Origin of the sequence: Methylophaga lonarensis MPL (assembly GCF_000349205.1) — a bacterium.
Taxonomy (GTDB): domain Bacteria; phylum Pseudomonadota; class Gammaproteobacteria; order Nitrosococcales; family Methylophagaceae; genus Methylophaga; species Methylophaga lonarensis.
Genome location: NZ_APHR01000039.1, coordinates 1 through 18,786 on the forward strand (window position 1 = coordinate 1; position 18,786 = coordinate 18,786).

At 47.1% G+C, this 18,786-nt stretch carries 16 protein-coding genes, 1 other RNA gene and 1 pseudogene; 11 read left to right on the forward strand and 7 right to left on the reverse strand.

From position 1 onward, the window contains the following. Positions 1–312: 312 nt before the first annotated feature. Positions 313–1,104: a ferritin-like domain-containing protein gene (locus MPL1_RS07655; protein ID WP_009726556.1), complete on the forward strand. Its 792-nt coding sequence runs from the start codon at positions 313–315 to the stop codon at positions 1,102–1,104. Here the strand turns inward: MPL1_RS07655 and MPL1_RS07660 are convergent. The 4 genes from MPL1_RS07660 to MPL1_RS13775 are packed head-to-tail and all read right to left on the reverse strand — an operon-like array spanning position 1,101 to position 3,389. Further along, positions 1,101–1,412: an RnfH family protein gene (locus MPL1_RS07660; protein ID WP_009726557.1), complete on the reverse strand. Its 312-nt coding sequence runs from the start codon at positions 1,410–1,412 to the stop codon at positions 1,101–1,103. The genes MPL1_RS07655 and MPL1_RS07660 overlap by 4 nt on opposite strands. Then, positions 1,405–1,839 carry a type II toxin-antitoxin system RatA family toxin gene (locus MPL1_RS07665; RefSeq protein WP_040576995.1) on the reverse strand — a complete coding sequence of 145 codons (435 nt, stop codon included), beginning with the start codon at positions 1,837–1,839 and terminating at the stop codon, positions 1,405–1,407. Before MPL1_RS07665 ends, MPL1_RS07660 begins: the two co-directional genes overlap by 8 nt. Positions 1,840–1,863: 24 nt before the next feature. Further along, positions 1,864–3,231: a sodium-dependent transporter gene (locus MPL1_RS07670; protein ID WP_040576999.1), complete on the reverse strand. Its 1,368-nt coding sequence runs from the start codon at positions 3,229–3,231 to the stop codon at positions 1,864–1,866. After that, complete coding sequence (locus tag MPL1_RS13775) at positions 3,231–3,389, reverse strand: hypothetical protein (protein WP_162471145.1); 159 nt, start codon at positions 3,387–3,389, stop codon at positions 3,231–3,233. The genes MPL1_RS07670 and MPL1_RS13775 overlap by 1 nt, the downstream gene beginning before the upstream one ends. Here MPL1_RS13775 and smpB point away from each other — a divergent pair. Next, positions 3,324–3,799: pseudogene (smpB, locus tag MPL1_RS07675) on the forward strand (SsrA-binding protein SmpB). The gene MPL1_RS13775 and the pseudogene smpB overlap by 66 nt on opposite strands. 76 nt (positions 3,800–3,875) lie before the next feature. Next, positions 3,876–4,213: a transfer-messenger RNA gene (ssrA, locus tag MPL1_RS13450) on the forward strand. A 924-nt stretch (positions 4,214–5,137) separates the two neighbouring features. Here ssrA and MPL1_RS07685 read toward each other — a convergent pair. Next, on the reverse strand, positions 5,138–5,998 hold the full coding sequence (locus MPL1_RS07685; RefSeq protein WP_009726562.1) for an SDR family oxidoreductase: 861 nt from the start codon (positions 5,996–5,998) through the stop codon (positions 5,138–5,140). 90 nt (positions 5,999–6,088) lie between these two features. Between MPL1_RS07685 and MPL1_RS07690 the strand changes: the two genes are divergently transcribed. From MPL1_RS07690 to MPL1_RS07720, 7 genes are all read left to right on the forward strand, one after another. Next, positions 6,089–6,502 carry a winged helix-turn-helix transcriptional regulator gene (locus MPL1_RS07690; RefSeq protein ID WP_009726563.1) on the forward strand — a complete coding sequence of 138 codons (414 nt, stop codon included), beginning with the start codon at positions 6,089–6,091 and terminating at the stop codon, positions 6,500–6,502. A gap of 95 nt (positions 6,503–6,597) precedes the next feature. Further along, the gene (locus MPL1_RS07695) at positions 6,598–8,133 is read left to right on the forward strand and encodes a DNA cytosine methyltransferase (RefSeq protein ID WP_009726564.1); all 1,536 of its coding nucleotides are present in this window, start codon (positions 6,598–6,600) and stop codon (positions 8,131–8,133) included. Then, positions 8,133–8,552, forward strand: a complete 420-nt coding sequence (locus MPL1_RS07700) for a very short patch repair endonuclease (protein ID WP_009726565.1) — start codon at positions 8,133–8,135, stop codon at positions 8,550–8,552. Before MPL1_RS07695 ends, MPL1_RS07700 begins: the two co-directional genes overlap by 1 nt. After that, on the forward strand, positions 8,552–10,027 hold the full coding sequence (locus tag MPL1_RS07705; RefSeq protein ID WP_009726566.1) for an ATP-binding protein: 1,476 nt from the start codon (positions 8,552–8,554) through the stop codon (positions 10,025–10,027). Before MPL1_RS07700 ends, MPL1_RS07705 begins: the two co-directional genes overlap by 1 nt. Continuing rightward, positions 10,024–12,690: a Z1 domain-containing protein gene (locus MPL1_RS07710; protein ID WP_009726567.1), complete on the forward strand. Its 2,667-nt coding sequence runs from the start codon at positions 10,024–10,026 to the stop codon at positions 12,688–12,690. The genes MPL1_RS07705 and MPL1_RS07710 overlap by 4 nt, the downstream gene beginning before the upstream one ends. Beyond that, entirely contained in the window at positions 12,674–13,654 is a 981-nt protein-coding gene (locus tag MPL1_RS07715; RefSeq protein WP_235045553.1) for a PD-(D/E)XK motif protein, read from the forward strand. Before MPL1_RS07710 ends, MPL1_RS07715 begins: the two co-directional genes overlap by 17 nt. Further along, the gene (locus MPL1_RS07720; protein WP_009726569.1) at positions 13,655–15,727 is read left to right on the forward strand and encodes an AIPR family protein; all 2,073 of its coding nucleotides are present in this window, start codon (positions 13,655–13,657) and stop codon (positions 15,725–15,727) included. It abuts the gene before it with no gap. Between the two features lie 140 nt (positions 15,728–15,867). On the opposite strand, the gene MPL1_RS07725 is transcribed toward MPL1_RS07720, so the two are convergent. After that, complete coding sequence (locus MPL1_RS07725) at positions 15,868–16,098, reverse strand: DUF2798 domain-containing protein (RefSeq protein ID WP_009726570.1); 231 nt, start codon at positions 16,096–16,098, stop codon at positions 15,868–15,870. A gap of 96 nt (positions 16,099–16,194) precedes the next feature. Then, positions 16,195–16,701, reverse strand: coding sequence for a hypothetical protein (locus MPL1_RS07730; protein ID WP_009726571.1), 507 nt, complete (start codon positions 16,699–16,701; stop codon positions 16,195–16,197). A 205-nt stretch (positions 16,702–16,906) separates the two neighbouring features. Here MPL1_RS07730 and MPL1_RS07735 point away from each other — a divergent pair, with 205 nt between their 5' ends. Next, positions 16,907–18,772, forward strand: coding sequence for a 3'-5' exonuclease (locus MPL1_RS07735; RefSeq protein WP_040576996.1), 1,866 nt, complete (start codon positions 16,907–16,909; stop codon positions 18,770–18,772). Positions 18,773–18,786: the final 14 nt, after the last annotated feature.

Below are 18,786 nucleotides of genomic sequence, written 5' to 3' on the forward strand. Positions count from 1 at the left end.
TCCAGTATCTCTCCAGTTTCCACATCTTCAACAACGACCCGCATGCCGCCAACGCCAGTGCCGATGAATTTTGAATCGCCGGCCAGCACACGCACCATGACTTGAGTCTCGTCGGCATATACGGGTGAAGCTAACATGGCGATGATGCCAAACATCCACAAAAACCGAGATTTCATTGTTGTACCCCTCAAAATAAGTAAACTCTAATATATCGTACCTGTTCAGACTGAGAATGCAAGTCTAAAGCGGCTGACAATATCTGTGCGACAATAACGCGATGACTCAAGTTTTAAACATTTCCAGACAAACCCCATGATTGATATTCGACAACGTGCGCTTGATTTGCTGTTGATAACCGCACCTGAAGACAAGGTGCAAGGTGTCGCAGCCTTATTTGAACAGGCAGCTACAAACCCCATCGAAATAAGCCGACAAGCACTGGATGTGCCTGAGTTACCCGGCCGACCTGCCAAGCCGGATCTGGTTGCACCCAGAGATTTGCCAAGGCGACGCAATAATGCCGAATTAGGCCATGCGGCCTTGATTCATGCCATTACGCATATCGAGTTTAACGCCATCAATCTGGCGCTGGATGCTATTGCTCGATTCGCTGACTTACCAGAAGATTTTTATCGTGACTGGTTGCGAGTAGCGGCAGAAGAAGCAACGCATTTCACCATGCTTAACGCCCATTTAGCCGAATCAGGCAAAACTTATGGTGATTTTCCTGCGCATGATGGAATGTGGGAAATGGCCCGAAAAACGCATCACGATCCGCTGATTCGCATGGCACTGGTGCCACGTGTGCTGGAAGCCAGAGGGCTGGATGTTACGCCCAAGATGATGGACAAGCTTCGCGCCAGTGGCGATCTTAAAGCGGTGGAAATTCTGGAGTTGATACTGCGTGAAGAAATCGGCCACGTTGCTGTTGGAACGCGCTGGTTCAACTATTTATGCGATCAGCGGCAGTTGGAGCCTTTGTCCACCTTCAGTGAGTTGCTGAATATTTACTTTGCCGGTGAGTTACGTGGTCCGTTTCATGATGAGGCCAGAAAACAAGCCGGATTTACCGATGCAGAAATGGCAATGCTCAATAGTCGTTAACTATCCTGTTGCTGCTGCTTTTTTTCCATCTCGGCTTTTTGACGGCGTGACTCTTTTGGATCAGCAATCAGCGGCCGATAGATTTCAATTCGATCTTTGTGGTTCAGCGTGCTGTTGAGCTTACAGATTTTGCCAAAAATACCGACCTTATCGCTTGCAAGGTCGATTTGTGGGAAGCGGGCGAGAATGCCACTGCGCTTGACAACATCTTCCACCAAAGTGTCTGGTGGCACGTCCAGAGACAGAATAACCTGTTCCTCTGGTGTAGCGTAGGCCACTTCAACCGTGATCAAATCATCCTTATCCATAAATCTCTCGTGCACGTTTACAAAAAGCATCCACCAGCGAACCGGAAATTTGTGTGAAGACCGGACCTAGCGCCAGATCCAGCAGCCGGGTGGAAAACTCAAAATCCATATCCAACTGAACCCGGCAACCCTGACCATCACCAATCGGGCTAAATTGCCAGAAGCCTTCCAGATGACGAAATGGACCGTCGATTAATTCAATGCGGATAGAGCGGCCGTGATCAAGACTGTTGCGCGTTGAAAACACATGATGAATACCGCCTTTGGCGATATCGAGTGATGCACAGATCACATCTTCATTTTTGCTGATGATTTCACTACCACGACACCAGGGCAGAAATTTGGGATAGGCCTCGACATCATTGACCAGATCAAACATCTGTTCCGGGGTGTACATCACCAGAGAACTGCGGGTTATTGTTGTCATGTATCCAGTTTGGTTGTTGTTCTCTTAGCCAATCAGGCCAAGCAGATTTGCAAAAATTATCACTATCGCTGCAGGGGTGACATACCGCACCAAAAAGCGCCATAGCTTGAACAGCAGTGGGGACTCAATCGCCAGTTCTTCCTGCGTGTGCGTCTCGCGCATCATCCAACCCGCAAAAATCGCAATCAGCAATCCGCCCAAGGGCAACATGATATTGGCTGTCAGATAATCCAGCAACTGGAATGCCGTTTTGTCCCACAGCGTCCAGCCGGAACCGATGTTGAAAGAAAACACCGTCAACAGGCCCAATGCCCAAGTAATAATGCCCGCATATAAACAAGCGGTCAGTCTGCTCAGACCATGATTTTCCACCATCCAGGTCACGGTAGGCTCAATCAGGGCAATGGCTGAACTCCAGGCGGCAAATACCAGCAACAGAAAAAACATGCCGCCAAAGAAAGTACCGCCTGCCATATGGCCAAATGCGATAGGCAAGGTTTCAAAAATCAGGCCCGGCCCTGCGCCTGGCGACATGCCATTGGCAAATACAATCGGAAAAATAGCAATCGCTGCCAGCAATGCTACCGATGTATCCAGCGCCGAGATAGTCAGCGATACTTTGATGATGGACGTTTTCTTGGGTAGATAAGAGCCATAGACCATAATGGCGCCCATGCCCAGACTCAGCGTAAAAAAGGCATGCCCCATCGCGGTCAAAAAGCCCAGTCGGGTCATCTCTGAAAAATCAGGGCGAAACAAGAACTTCAGCCCATCGGTGAAATGCGTTCCAGTGTTTGACGCATAACCGACCAGCATCACCAGAATGACAAACAGGGCGGGCATCATAAAGCGTACCGATTTTTCCAGACCACGCTGAACACCGCGACTGACAATAATCATGGTGATCACCATAAACAGGGTATGCCAGGCGAGTAGTTTTTCCGGATCATGAATAAGGCTTCGGTAAATGTTGGCCGCACCATCGGCGGTTACACCCTCAAAAGTGCCGCCAAAGGTTCGAAACACATACGCCATTGCCTGACCGGCAACAACACTGTAATAAGACAGAATCAGAAAGCCGGCCAGTACCCCCATGGCCCCGAGATAACGCCAGACAGGATTAACACCGGCCTCTGTGGACAGATCTTCCAGACTGTTCATCGGGTTTTGTCGGCCACGGCGGCCAATCAACACCTCAGCCATCATCACCGGAACACCAATCACAACAATACAAGCGAGATACACCAATACAAATGCACCGCCGCCATATTCACCTGTGATGTAGGGGAACTTCCAGATATTGCCCAACCCGACCGCTGCCCCAGTGGCTGCCAGAATAAATGCCCAGCGGGTTGTCCATTCACCGTGTATCGATTTTGCAGGTCTGCTCATCATGCACTCGTTTTTTCGACAATCGCCTGATTTTGGGGTAAATCAACAAAATGCTCAAGCAAAGCGCCGATCTCGCGATGTATAATGATCGGATGGCTACCAAGAAAAACAAAAAAAGTAACGACAACACCATCGCTCAGAACCGTAAAGCCCGTCACGAGTTTTCATTGAACAAAAGTTCGAAGCAGGACTGGTGCTGGAAGGCTGGGAAGTCAAAAGCCTGCGCGAGGGCAAGGTTCAGCTCAATGACAGCTATGTATTGATTCGCAATGGTGAAGCCTGGCTGGCCAATTGTCTGATTACCGCTTTAAAAACTGCATCCACGCACATCGTTCCTCAAGCGCAACGAGATCGAAAACTGCTGCTCAATCGCAAAGAACTAAGCACCCTGATTGGCGCGGTGGATCGCAAGGGTTACACCCTGATCCCGCTCGATATGTACTGGAAAAACGGTCGGGCCAAAATCCAGATTGCCCTTGCCAAAGGTAAACAGATGCACGACAAACGTGCCACCGAAAAAGATCGCGACTGGCAACGCGAAAAAGCCCGTATTTTCAAAAACCACTAAACCGACATTACGCTATTTTGCTGGCAAAGGAACTGCCGGAAAGATACAATGTCAGATGTACCAACCAAGGGGGCGACCTGGCTTCGACGTGGGTTACAAAACCTTAGGTGCATGCCGAGTACTTCAGTTCTTCTCGTAAAACAGACTGGAAAAAAATAGTTGCTAACGATAACAACTACGCACTAGCTGCTTAATAACCAGTGAATGCCGTTCGACCAGATCCGTGCTTGTGCGTCTGGTATCGGGCGTCGACTCTCACAAGATCGTCATGACGTATGCTTGGTACTGATTGATTAAAACCTTACAAGATCGCTTCCTGTTTTCCCTGTTCATCGGGTAGCTTGGAGTTAAATTAATAGATGAAATAAGCATGTAGATCCAAAGGCGGAGGATCTGCGGACGCGGGTTCGATTAGTAAAATGGTCGCCACGGGGAGTGATCCCCGTTGGAAAAAGAGAGCTCATACGGTGAACGCTAAGGAACAAGGGTTCTATGCCAACGCCGTCCGGTGAATGGGAAACCAGTAAGCCGGCTAGAGACTCATAGGTTCCTAAAGAGAATTTCTCAATGGAATACTAGGGTGGGTAGCAGTACAACCGATACTCACAAACGCTCTCCATCTGATAGCAATATCAGATGAAGGAATAGTCCAGGCCTGAATGAAAATTCAGGAATCACTGTCCCGCCGCCTCCACCAAATACAAAACAACCACCTTCGGGTGGTTTTTTTGTTTCTGGATGGTTCGACCTTGAATGAATGCCGATTAAATACAGTGAAGAACAAAAATCAGCTAAACAAGCATTTGAAGCCGAATTGTTAAATATTCAGCCGATGCAACCAGATATCTCATAAATCAGAGCTAGTAGTTAGCATTCTTGATAATTGGCTTTATTACTATCAATCGTGTCTGGCCGTGGGTTTCCTTCGGACTCTAATTGCTGATATTGCTGACGAGATATGTCCACATGCAACATATATCATTTTGTTTGAGGCCAAGTGTCAGTCGCCGCTGCTTTATTTGATCGAGTATCGAGTTAATCATATGTAAACATATCTGTTGCTTTTAAGTGGTTTACTGGGCCACACACAAGAAAAGCAACACAGGTATTGCTTTCTGGTTGTTTAACTTTTCCCCGTCATTCCGGAAAACGCCCAACCAAACATTTGTCATCTCAGCAGAGATCAGTTGGCGTTTATCCGGAATCCACAATGCCGAACAGAACTGCTGACAGGCTTTACTCGCATCCCCGTCATTCCGGAAAACGCCCAACCAAACATTCGTCGTCTCAGCAGAGATGAGTTGGCGTTTATCCGGAATCCACATCGCCGAACGGGTTTTACAGACTATCCAGCGCCTGTTGCAGAGGCTCAGCAAGCGGCGTGGTCGGACGTTTAATTAACTGACTGAGTTGCCGACTGTCATCATACAGAGCACCTTGGCTGGCACCGATGTCAGAGTCAGCCAGTATGGCGGCGAATCCTTCGGGCATTCCGACTTGAATCAGGGCATCACGGAACTCGGTTTCAGACAGGTTCTGGTAACGCACTTCCTGTCCGCTCAACTTTGTGATTTCAGCGGCATACTCTGCCAGTGAATAGCTGGTATCACCTGCCAGTTCATAGATTTTTCCTTGATGGATTGCACCTTCCAGCAGCACGGTGGCAGCTGCGCTGGCGTAATCCTGACGTGTGGCGGAGGATATCCGACCATTTCCGGCACAGCCAATCAGTACATGATGTTCCAGTGCTGCTGGCAGGCTGGCGAGGTAGTTTTCGGTGTACCAGCCATTACGCAAAATCACCCACTCAAGGCTGGATGCTTTGAGCCGAGCTTCGGTTTGTTTGTGTTCTTCAGCCAAGGCTAACGGAGAAGTATCCGTATGCAGCAAACTGGTGTAGACGAGCCGTGTAACACCGGCTTTTTCAGCGGCTGCAATCACGTTCTCATGCTGTGTAGTACGCTGACCGATCTCGCTGGAAGAGATCAGTAACAATGTGTCTATACCCTGAAAAGCCTGTTCCAGAGTCTCTGGCTGGCCATAGTCGAGCGGGCGTATATCGACACCGCGCGCTTGTAGATCTGCAATACGTTCGGGCGAACGTGCGCCTGCAGCCAGTTGGCTGGCGGGCAGGTGTTGTAGTAGTTCTTCTAAGACCAGACGGCCCAGTTGTCCGGATGCGCCAGTGACAAGAATCATGTGATTACTCCTTTGCGGTGATGATTAACTGGCGACCACAGTATCACTCATGCTAACTTATCGTAAGTACGCACAAAAAGGTAAGTGTGAATGAAAAAACAAATATTGAATCCGGCAACGTCCGGGCTGACACTGTCAGAGCAAATGCAACGAGGGCAATTGTTCTCAGATCGCTGTCCTTCACGTCAGGTCTTAAATCATGTCACCAGTCGCTGGGGTGTATTGGTTTTGATTGCCTTATTGGAACGCACCCATCGTTTCAGTGAGCTGCGCCGCAAGATTACCGGAGTCAGTGAACGCATGCTGGCACAAACGCTGCAATCACTTGAGGCGGACGGGTTTGTATTACGCACAGCCTACCCAGTGGTGCCGCCACATGTGGAATATAGTCTGACTCCGATGGGGCAGGAGGTAGCTGACAAGGTTCAGGCGCTGGCAGATTGGGTAGAAATCAATCTACATCGGGTGTTGCAAGTTCAGGCTGAGCAGGAGGATTCTGCATGAGTCAGAGTAAATGAAAATCGATAACTAGCTGTTAACATTGGCAGCATGGAGTTGTTGAAAGTCGGATAAATCAAAAAAGAGTGAAGCAAGAAAAAATGAGCAAGAAGGATGTTTCGTACCCAATTATCGATCTTTTTGCGGGGCCTGGAGGGCTGGGTGAAGGATTTTCGGAACTCTATAATTCCGATAATGCTCGTGCATTCGAATCTGTCGTATCCATAGAGCGTGACGATTTTGCACATCAAACATTACTTTTGAGGCACTTCTTTAAATCGTTTCCAAGGCATAGAGTCACAGAAGATTACTATGCATATCTCGAGGGTAGAATAGAGAAAACAGATTTAATAGCACGAAATAAAGATAACTGGGAACATGCAAAAAAAACGGCCCTAAAAATTTCACTGGGTGAGAAAACTCACAATGAAGTCCAGAACATTATTAAAGAAGGGCTCAAATCTTCAAAAAAATGGGCCCTCATAGGCGGGCCTCCATGTCAAGCATATTCGCTGGTTGGTCGATCCAGAATGATGGGGAGCCCGGAATTCCAGGAGGATGAAAGGCATTTCTTATATAAGGAATACCTGAAAATAATTATTGATCATCGACCGCCAGTATTCGTGATGGAGAATGTAAAAGGTCTTTTGTCAGCCAAGGTTAACGGTGAATTTGTTGTAGATAAAATCGTTCAGGATCTAAGAAATCCAATCAGAGCAATAGAAAAAAACAGAAATGGTTTGAGATATAAGCTTTATTCACTATCTCAGGCTGGTGAGGTAATTGAAGAAATTGAGCCTAAATCATTTATCGTAAAAGCTGAGGAATATGGAGTGCCTCAAGCTCGGCATCGCATGTTCATTTTAGGCGTTCGCGCTGATATTGATGTTGTACCAGGAACGCTTGAAAAATCCAAAGCACCTTCCGTTGAACAAGTGATCAGCAGTATGCCAAAGATAAGAAGCGGTATTTCAAGGCGCAAGGATTCCTTGGATGAATGGAAGTCGGCCCTACTTACTATAGACAGTGACTCATGGATGCCGTCTAACAGAAAAGAGTCTCACCTTATAAAGACAGAAATTAAAAATGCTTTGAACGAAATAAAGAGCTCGGCATTAGAAAATCAGTCGAATGTCTACAAGGCACCGCGAGTTTTACGTTCATGGTATTACGATGAGCGGCTCAGGGTAACCACTGGGCATGCAGCGAGATCGCATATGGTCAGTGATTTGCATCGCTATTTGTATGCATCATCGCATGCAACAGCATTGGATATCTCCCCAAAGCTCAATGATTTCCCAGAAGAGCTTCTTCCCGCACACAAGAACGTGAAAGAGGGGTGTGAGGGGAAGATGTTTTCTGATCGTTTCAGAGTTCAAATTAGGTCACGAGTCAGTACAACAATCACGTCACACATTTCAAAAGATGGTCATTATTTTATTCACTATGACCCAGCACAATGCCGGAGCCTGAGCGTACGTGAGGCCGCAAGGCTTCAGACTTTTCCCGATAACTACCACTTTGAGGGGCCTAGAACGGCGCAATATCATCAGGTAGGTAACGCCGTTCCGCCGTATCTGGCAGTACAAATTGCGGCGATTGTTAAAGACGTTCTGGATCAAATGCCTGGTGACTAATGGCTGATATTTTAACGAAGGAAAAACGAAGCTGGAATATGTCGCAGATCAGGGGTCGGGACACTAGACCTGAAATCCTGCTTCGCTCGGTTATTCACCGGTCTGGCGTGCGCTTCAGGCTTCATGATAACAAACTTCCAGGTAAGCCTGATATCGTTTTACCTCGTTATAAAACGGCAATTTTTGTCAATGGTTGTTTTTGGCACCGTCATGAAGGCTGCAAGTATGCATACATGCCAAAATCAAGAATAGAGTTCTGGGAATCCAAGTTTTCCCGAACTGTTCAGAGAGATGCTGAAAAAAGCAGGGAGCTTATGGAGCTGGGTTGGCATGTTTTTACCGCATGGGAGTGTGAAATAAAGAATGCCCCTGATGAATTGCTGGAGCGGCTTTTAATCTTTTTAAAGGAGCTTAATTGATGGCGAGAGAATATACGCTGCCGCCAAGTGCATCATCGTTATCTGAATCAATGCGTGATCTGGGATATTCACTTGCGACAGCGATTGCAGACATTATAGATAACAGTATTACAGCTGGCTCTACGGAAGTAGAGGTGTTTTGTAACCTCACTGGTGACAGTCCGACTTTAGTTATCTTGGATAATGGATCAGGGATGTCCGAAGATGATCTTCTTAAAGCCATGAAACATGGTTCTGCAAACCCCAAGCAGGTTAGAGAGCCAAATGATCTTGGTAGATTTGGGCTGGGTCTTAAAACCGCATCGTTCTCGCAATGTCGAAAACTTACAGTCGTAAGCGCTTGCAGAGCATCTCTGAGCGGCGCGGAATGGGATCTGGATTACATCAGTAAGAAAGATGAATGGTGTTTATCCATATTGGACGATGAGGACATCGCAGAAATTCCCTATGTGGATCGCTTGGGCGAATCCGGCACTGCAGTTGTCTGGCGGAAGCTGGACAGACTGTTTGAAGATCAGGACGGCAGTAAACGGGACGAAATAGTTTTCGAGAAGCTGGATCTTGTAGATCGCCATCTCTCTTTGGTTTTTCACAGATTTCTTGCTGGAGAGGTAAAACAGCACTCTAAGCTCTCAATTCGTATAAACGGTCATGAAATTAAACCCTTTGATCCATTTTGTCGAAAGAATAAAGCCACTCAGGTATTGCCTGCAGAGAAGGTCAGAGTAGATGGAAAAGAGGTCAATATTCAGCCCTATATTCTGCCGCATCACAGTAAGCTTAGCGTTGAAGAATATGATTATTATGAAGACCGCAGCAGCTTCATTTCGAATCAAGGAGCTTACATCTATAGAAATGGCAGACTCATGGCCTGGGGAGACTGGTTCAGGTTGGTTCCAAAAGGGGAGGCTACCAAGCTGGCGCGGGTGCAAATCGACTTTCCTAATGCTCTTGATGAAAGCTGGACGATTGATATTAAAAAATCACGAGCTAGACCTCCACACGAAGTCAGGGAAAGGCTGAGACAGATCATTCCCAAAGTTACCGGGACGAGTACGAGAATTCATCGTGGCAGAGGTCAGCGCCTCTTCCAAGATGTTGCAGCTCCGGTATGGGAAAGGTACGCCGACCATGGCGGAATCCACTATTCGATCAATGGTTCTCATCCACTGATTCAGCGACTGTTGGAGCTACTTGATCGGGATGGGGAGAATAGTTTGAAAGTTCTGCTGGCCTCGATATCCGCATCATTGCCTGTCGAGATGATCTATTCCGATTATTCATCTCATCCTCAGGAAGTGAGTCAAATTCCTGCGAACCATGATGTCGTTCAGAGACTTTGTGAGCTGCGCGCGGCGGTGTGGGGGGATGCAACAGGGGATGCTGATGCCTTCCGTGATGTAGTCAGATCGACAAGGTTATTTGAGCGACACATGGAAATCGTTGACCAATATATCGACAAGGAGTTTGCATGACTGCCATTCGCAATGAAAAGGAAAAGGGACTAATCAGGGCTCTCATCACCGCTTTTGAGGGGCAAGAGGAGGTACCGAAAAAGGCTGATATCGAAGCAAGGGCAAGCCAGCTTGCACCTCTTCTTGGTTATGACGGTGACCTGCGCCTTGCTGTCGAAGAAGCCATGATTGCGATCGATACATGGATGGGGGCCGGAGTCTCCCTAGTCAATAACGAGGCACATCATGATGAAGAATGGGTTTACAAGCGTGAAATCAAATGGACCTATTCTGAAGCATATGAAGGTTATCTGAAGAGCGAGAAATGGCAGCCCAGCCTTGTACAGAAACTTAGCGACGTTGGAAGTAAGATTTTGGGGCAGTTGCAGGATCCAGTCAGCGAAGGATCATGGAACCGTCGAGGACTGGTTATTGGTCACGTCCAGTCCGGTAAAACCGCGAACTACATGGGTGTCATTGCGAAGGCTGCCGATGCCGGTTACAAGTTCATCATTGTTATCGCGGGAATTCACAACAACCTGCGCAAGCAGACGCAGGAACGGATCGATGAAGGTTTCATCGGGCGATCCAGTGATCCGGAAAGCCGAGTCGCCATTGGTGTTGGACGAAACCATGATTATCCCCATCCAGCCACTCTGACCAATATCAATGAGGATTTCAGCAAGAATACTGCAGCCAAGAGTGGTTGGAAAATCAATGACTTCGGCAAGCCCATCATCCTCGTTATCAAGAAGAATGTTCGCACACTTGATGCGCTGCACAAATGGCTGAAGGAGCTCAATGCTCAGGGAGACGGACGCATATCTGATGTACCGATGCTGTTGATTGATGATGAGGCCGACAATGCATCGATCAACACTAACAAGGAGGATATCAGTCCTACCCGCACCAATACGATGATTCGCCGGATTCTTGGGCTGTTTGCGAAATCCTGCTATGTTGGCTATACGGCTACACCCTTCGCAAATATCTTCATAAATCCAGACGCCTATGACGATGAAGCGCGGGATGAGCTGTTTCCGAGGGATTTTATATACTCACTGGATGCACCAAATACCTACTTTGGGCCGGAAAAGGTGTTTCTCGACGAGGACACCAGCCAAGTTGCGCTGGAGAGCATAACCGACTGTGAAGATTATCTACCCTTCTCTCATAAGAAGGATGACTCTGTAGTCGAACTTCCCCCAAGTCTATACAGGGCGATGGACCAATTCATTGTCGCACGTGCAATCCGTAACCTGCGTGGACATTCCGGAAAGCATTGTTCGATGATGATAAACGTCTCTCGTTTTGTCTCTATACAGCAGGAAGTCAGAAACTTTATCAGTATCCGGGAGAGAAAAGTTCGGGAGGCTGTTAAGGCAAACTACAAGATGCCCGAGGAGGTTTCCACCAAAAATCAATATATGGCAGACCTTCGGGCTGCCTACGATCGCGAGTATTTGCGTTGTGGATTCAAGTGGGGCGAAGTCAAATCTGCTCTTATGGGGGTGTTCGATAATCTTCGGATATTTGTCGTGAACAGCAAGAGTGATGAGGTACTCGATTTCAAAAAATACGACAAAGACGGTATCGGCCTCACCGCTATTGCTATTGGCGGACTCAGTCTTTCTCGGGGATTAACAATAGAAGGGCTGACCGTCAGCTATATGTATCGTAACACCAGAATGTATGACACGCTCATGCAGATGGGGCGCTGGTTCGGCTATCGTCCCGGTTTTGAGGACCTATGTCGCGTCCACCTTTCCGAGGACTCGATCAATTGGTACTCACATATCGCGGAGGCATCCGAGGAATTGAGAGAGCAGATCAAACGTATGCGTCGTGATGGTATGAGCCCGAAGCAATTCGGACTTTATGTCCAGTCGCACCCTGACAGACTGCTTATCACGGCTGCCAACAAGATGCGAATGGGAGAAGAAGTTGTCTTCAACCAGAATCTCACAGGCAGTATCCAGGAGTGTACTCTTTTACCAGTGGATTTGAATGTTAATGCTCAGAACGAAGCTCTAATACAGGAGTTCTGGCGATTTGGTTTCGGCAGTGAAGTGAAAGAGACAAAGAAAGGATGGTTTGTGCCTGATGTGAGCGTAGAACAGATAACGGCCTTCGTTTTAAGGTTCCAGGTTCACTCTGGCATGCAGGCAAATAAAAAGGCCGTATTAGATTATCTTTACGCTATATCCGAACGGTTTCCGCATGGCGATGTTCTCTTGATTTCCAAAGGTCCCGGGCGAACCGAAGAATTCAGACTTGGAGCCCAGCAGCGTTCTGCTAAAAGTGCTACACCAAAGGGTTGGCAGTTGTCCAAGCATCGTCTAGCCAGTCGTGGTGATGAAAAGCTTGGCTTGTCAGAGTGGCAACTTCTGCAAGCTGCAGAGAAAGCGAAGAACGATCCGAACAGCAAGGTCAACAATCCATCGGACATTCACTATCGCACTGTTCGAAATAAGCCACTTCTGATGATACATGTACTTGAACCTACAGAAACAGAGCTTGTTGAACTGGAGGGACAGCGTGTCCCAGCGTTTGGTGTCAGTTTTCCAAATGGTCTTTTTGGTCCGGAGAATGAGATTAGAGTTGTCGCCAACAGTGTTTGGTTGCAGCAAATGTATGGATCGTTTGAGGATGATCCGGATGCGGAGGATGACTATGATGAGTAGGAGCACACCATGGGAGCAGATCGCCGAACCTCGGACAGACTACAATGTTAGACGGGTTGCGGACACAACGGAAATACCGTTCTACTGGGGCAAGGATACAGCGGGCCAGTGTCTTTTCATCATTGAGCTGGAAGGGGACCACACTTCCCAATATCGTCGTGATGTAACCCGGCTGAATGGAATCAGTGTCGATCTTCGTAATGGAGACAATAAAAGCCAGCAGCGCCTGGTTCTGACGCTTGAACGTAATGTCGATAGCGACCTTTTCCTGGGATTGTGTGAAACATTGATCACCACTCTGGCGACTGTGATGGATTCTGCGGTCGCACTGTCCGTTACCCTTCAACATTTGAAGAGATGGAAGGCCTTTCTCGCGGGAAAGAAGGCGAGAATGCTGACGAACGAAGAGATTCGTGGTCTGTTTGCCGAACTCTATGTTCTTCGTCAGCTTTACCTGCGCAGACTGACGCAGGACGAGGCTGTAGATGCGTGGTGTGGAGCTGACGACTCACATCAGGATTTCATTTTCGGTAACGTTGCCGTAGAAGTGAAGTCCCTCTCCGGTCGCGAGAGGAGCAGTGTTCGCATATCTTCTGAGGATCAACTCGAAGCCCTGGTGGACAATCTGTTTCTGATGACGGTGCGACTGATAGATATGCCGGACGCGGAAACGGCAAGTTCGTTGAACGACATGGTTGCATTGATTGAGCAGGAGCTTGTCACTGCGGAGGCTATTGAAAAGTTCTCCGAAAAGATTGCCGGTTGTGGGTATCTGGCTTTGGCGGACTATGATAAACCGAGTTTTACAGTCGGAAATGTCAATCTGTACAGGGTCACAGCAGGGTTTCCCAAAATTATCCGATCTCAGGTAGCTCAAGGATTGTTCCATGTGTCTTATGACATTCAACTGGAGGCTATTGCTCCATTTGTTTGTGAAGATAATGAAATATTCGGGAGATTCTAATTGGAAACCACAACTGCAGAGTTTTTTCACGACTTCCGCCAAGAACTTTTGGCTGGGGCCGAAGCCAGCAGTAGCTTTCAGCTTTCAGAGTTTGTTGAAACCATCGCAAATGAATTGATTGAAACCGGATTTCTGGAGGGGTTTGAGTTATGTCATTACAGAGCACAGCGAGGGATGCGTGTAGACGGCTACTGGTTTAATGACGAAGGCGCGCTAGATCTGTTTATTGCTGATTTTGATTGTCGGGACAATTTGGAATCACTTACTAAAACCGAAGTTGACGGCGCCTTTAAAAGGCTAAGTAATTTTTTTGAGGCGAGTAAGAAGAAAGAGTTGTTCCGAGACCTTGAAGAGACTGCTCCTGAATACGGATTATCTCGCCAAGTTTATGATCGGGGTCGCTCAATCAGCAAGGTCAATTTTTTCCTGATTTCAGAGAGAGCTTTGAGTGGCAGGATTAGTTCTCTTGAGGATGATGTTGTCGGTGATACGAAGGCGTCATACCACATCTGGGATATCTCAAGGCTTCAGCGGCAGAGAAGCTCAAGAGGCCACAAAGAGATACTGGATATCAACTTTCCGGATCTGTACGGAAGCGGAATTTCTTGTCTTCCTGCCCATTTGGGCTCTGATGCATATCAATCCTATTTGATAGTCATTCCTGCGGTAATCCTGTCCTCGTTATACGAACGATATGGTGCACGACTTTTGGAGCAGAATGTTCGCTGCTTTTTGCAGGCAAGGGGAAATGTGAACAAGGGCATTCGAGCGACGATTATGAATGAGCCACGAATGTTCTTCGCCTATAACAATGGTATTACTGCCACTGCTCAGGAGGTCGAGGTTCGTAAAGGTGAGCAAGGTCTTGAGATTGTTCGTATAAAGGATTTTCAGATCGTTAACGGTGGCCAGACGACGGCGTCCCTTTTTCATACTAACCGAAAAGATAAAGCTTCCTTGGAAGGTATCTTTGTGCAGATGAAGCTGTCGGTGATAGACAGCGAGAAAAGTGAGGAGGTTGTACCGCGAATATCGGAGTATGCCAACACGCAAAACAGGGTGAACGCGGCAGATTTCTTCTCGAACCATCCATTCCACATTAGGATGGAAGAATTTTCGAGGCGTATTTGGGCGCCTGCTCAACAAGGCGCTCAGCGGGAAACAAAGTGGTTCTATGAGCGTGCGCGGGGGCAGTATGCCGATGCTCAAAGCAAGCTGACGCCAAGTGAAAAGAAAAGGTTTCAAGCTGAAAATCCCAAGCCTCAAATGTTTACAAAAACTGACCTCGCGAAGTTTGAAAATGTATGGGATGAAAATCCAAGGTTTGTCAACCTTGGGGCACAAAAGAACTTCGCTCAATATGCAAAGCGCATAGGCGGCGAATGGGAGAAATCCTCAGAAGCATTCAGTGAGTTTTACTATAAGAGAGCAATAGCAAGGGCGATAATATTTCGCAAGACTGAAAAGCTGGTTTCTGCTCAACCATGGTACAACGGTGGTTACAGAGCTAATGTTGTCGCATATACGCTTGCACTGCTTGGATACTATGCATCGCAAAAAAATAAGTCGATAGACTTTTTACGAGTTTGGAACTCTCAGTCAGTTTCACCAGACCTGGAAAGAGCGTTGGAAATCACCTCAGAACTGGTGCATGACGACATCATTCAGCCGCAACAAGGTATTTCTAATGTGACTGAGTGGTGTAAGAAGGACGGGTGCTGGCAAAGACTTAAAGGCAGATCTATAGAGTTGGACGAAGCTCTCCCTCAGAAATTCAAGGATAACCTTGTATCAAATGATGTTGTCAGAAATGAGAAAAAGGAAGCAAAGAAAGTTCAGAAAATTGATGACGGAATTGAGGCCCAGCGAAAAGTTCTTGAGATTTCTGGTCCTCAGTGGCACATCATTATGCAAAAATGCGATCAGAAAGGAATTCTAACTGAAAAAGAGGCTGGAATAATGAAGCTGGCCTCACGTATTCCTCACAAAATACCCACAGAAAAACAAAGTGCTGTTCTTATTGAAGTGTTGCAAAAAGCTAAAATGGAAGGCATTTCTCTGAATGGACAGTAAATAAATATCTTGAAGCATTCTGCGTGACCAAGAATCAAGGGGTCAGCAAACTTAATTATCGAGGATTAATCTTCACTCTTGAACCAAACCTTTTAACCACCAAAAAATTAACCACCAAAAAAGTTCTATGCTAATGAGCATTAATCTTTCAGTAAGCTTTTAACATAACTCTGTAATTTGGGTGCTATCAGAAAAATTGATACAAATACAATCGGCCATGCCAGTATCGCACCTGAAAGCCACTTTGCTATCAGCATGAAGTTAACAGGGTTGTGAATCGCTGTAATGACGCCAGATACGATCAAGCTGGTAATGAATGACATTAACAGGGCGAAACAGATAAATTCATATCGGCGTGGAATAATCTTCATTTACTCTCTCGTTGCTCGTGGATTCTATCCCGTTGGTGATGTATTTCAGCAATCACTTCGATACAACATCAGTGCGACAATAGCCTGATTCCACCACTATTCCTGTCTCAAAGCCTGAGCATGCTCGCAGGCAGCTTTTCTTCTTTTCTCAATGTCGGCGTTTGGGGTTTGTCTGGCTTGAAGGGTCAGCAATGAGCAGTTTTGTCTTGCTTCCAGCACTTCGGCTTCATCGTGACTGACTCGGCTGATTTCTGCGGTCATTGGGGTGTATGTCACTGCTGCTGTGCAGTACATATTATTCAGCTTTTTATATTTCCAGTGATTTCTTGGGTTTTTATTTAGGTGCTGACAGGTTTCATTGAACATGGCTTTTGCGGCATTTGTGCATGATGCGTATTCGCTGACTATTTCATTCTTTTTATTGCTGCAAACGGTTTCTGGTTTGATTTTCCAGAGTTGGTGCTGGAAGTCGATTTGCTCGCCTTGATATTCAACAATGTGTGCTTGTAGCTCTACGCCCATCACATCTGAAACGTGATTTTGTACTGAGGTTGAGACGGTGGTGAGGAAAGTAGAGAACAGCATGCTGACCGGATCCATCATGACGTGCTTCCTTGTCGTTGTTGTTTGAATGGAGTGTAGCGGTAATCAATAATTTTTAACATTGCAGCAGCAGGACATGAGCGGGATCACAGATATAACCGGCAGTTTGTAGGCTTATTACGTTGACTCGGGCTATACTCAGCCTCAGGATGGTGCAAGCGGTTTGTGTACACAAGCTGGCACCCGTGGATAGAAGGATTTTGCCTTGGCAGAGATTATCCCCAGTTTGAGTCGAGAAGTGTTATCCCGGATGACTTCGGGGGAAAAGCGCTTTGCCTCGCGTCTGCGTAGTTTTCTGGAAGATGATTACCTGTGTTGGTATGACATTCCGCTGGGACGTCATCGGCGTTATCCGGATTTTATAATTCTGCACCCAAGCCGTGGATTGCTGTTTTTAGAAGTTAAAGACTGGAAAGCCAGTAGCATTAAAAAGATCAGTAAGGAAACGGTAGAGTTATTAACCAACAATGGTTTAAAAACGGTTGCCAATCCCTTTGTGCAGGTGCGTCAGTATGCCTATCAGGGACTCCGCTTGTTAGAAGCTGATGAGGCGCTGAGACAACAAGATTCACGTTACAAAGGCAATCTGGTCACGCCGTTTGCCCATGGTGTGGTGTTTACCAACATCACGCGTAATCAAATAGAAGCCGCCATTGCTCCGGAGTATCGGGAAAAACTGTTACCGGATCATCTGGTGATTTATAAAGATGAAATGACCGAGTCGGTTGATCCCGAAGCATTTCAAAAACAACTCTGGGATATGTTTCCATATACCTTCCACACCAAACTTACCTTGCCGCAGATTGATCGCATTCGCTGGCATTTGTTTCCAGAAGTTCGTATTGCTCAACCCAGTCAGGAAAACCTGTTTGATGATTCGCCGAATCAGGCGAGTTCATCTGAGGAGCTGTTGACTGCCAGCAGGCAGATTCCGGACATCATTCGCATCATGGATATTCAGCAGGAACAGCTTGCCCGCAGTTTGGGGGAGGGGCACCGGGTGATTCATGGTGTCGCCGGTTCTGGCAAAACATTGATATTGGGTTATCGCGCCGAGTTACTGGCAAAAATAACCAGCAAGCCAGTGCTGGTGCTGTGTTTTAACATCACCCTGGCCGCCAAATTACGCAGTTGGATGGAAGGCAAGGGAATCGTAGACAAAGTGAATGTTTATCACTTTCACGATTGGTGTAATCAGCAGCTCAAAACCTATCATGTTGACGTGGTGCCTGGCGAAGAACCATACTGGGAAAGGCTGGTGATGTCGGTGATTCAGGGCGTGAATTCCGAGCAGATTCCGCGTGCTCAATACAGTGCCGTGTTGATTGATGAAGGGCATGATTTTGAGGCCGATTGGCTGCGGCTGATTGTGCAGATGCTGGATCCGGAAACAAACTCATTACTGCTGTTGTATGACGATGCTCAATCAATTTATCAGAAAAAATCTGGCTTGAGTTTTAGCCTGTCGAGCACTGGAATTCAGGCGCAGGGCCGGACAACCATTTTAAAATTAAACTACCGGAATACTCAGGAAATACTGGCGTTTGCCTATGATTTCGCCAAAGAATATTTCGGCACAGACAAGGCGGATGCCGAAATACCGCTGATTCAGCCAGAAGCGGCGGGCATTCATGGTGAAAGGCCGAGCGTGCATTTTCTGAAAAAATGGCAGGATGAAATTGATGATGCCATCAGTTGTTTGAAAAGATGGCATCAAAGAGGCGGCCAGTGGCGCGAAATGGCTGTTTTATATGCGGCCAATTATCAAGGCAAAGCCATTGCCGAAGCGCTTAAACAACACGGCATTCCCCACGCCTGGCTTGGCAGCAAAGAAACCAAAAAAGCCTATAACCCGGCCTATGACAGGGTGTCTGTGCTGAGTATTCACAGTAGCAAAGGTCTGGAGTTTCCCGCCGTTATCATGGTTGGCATCAGCCAGCTCAAACAAGATGACATCAACGCCGAAGCCCGTTTGCTCTATGTGGGCATGACCCGCGCCCAAAAACACCTGCATCTGACCGTTTCACAAAAGAATCAGCTGACAGAGCGAATTCTGGAAATAGCCAGCTAAGCGCCGCTGGTTTC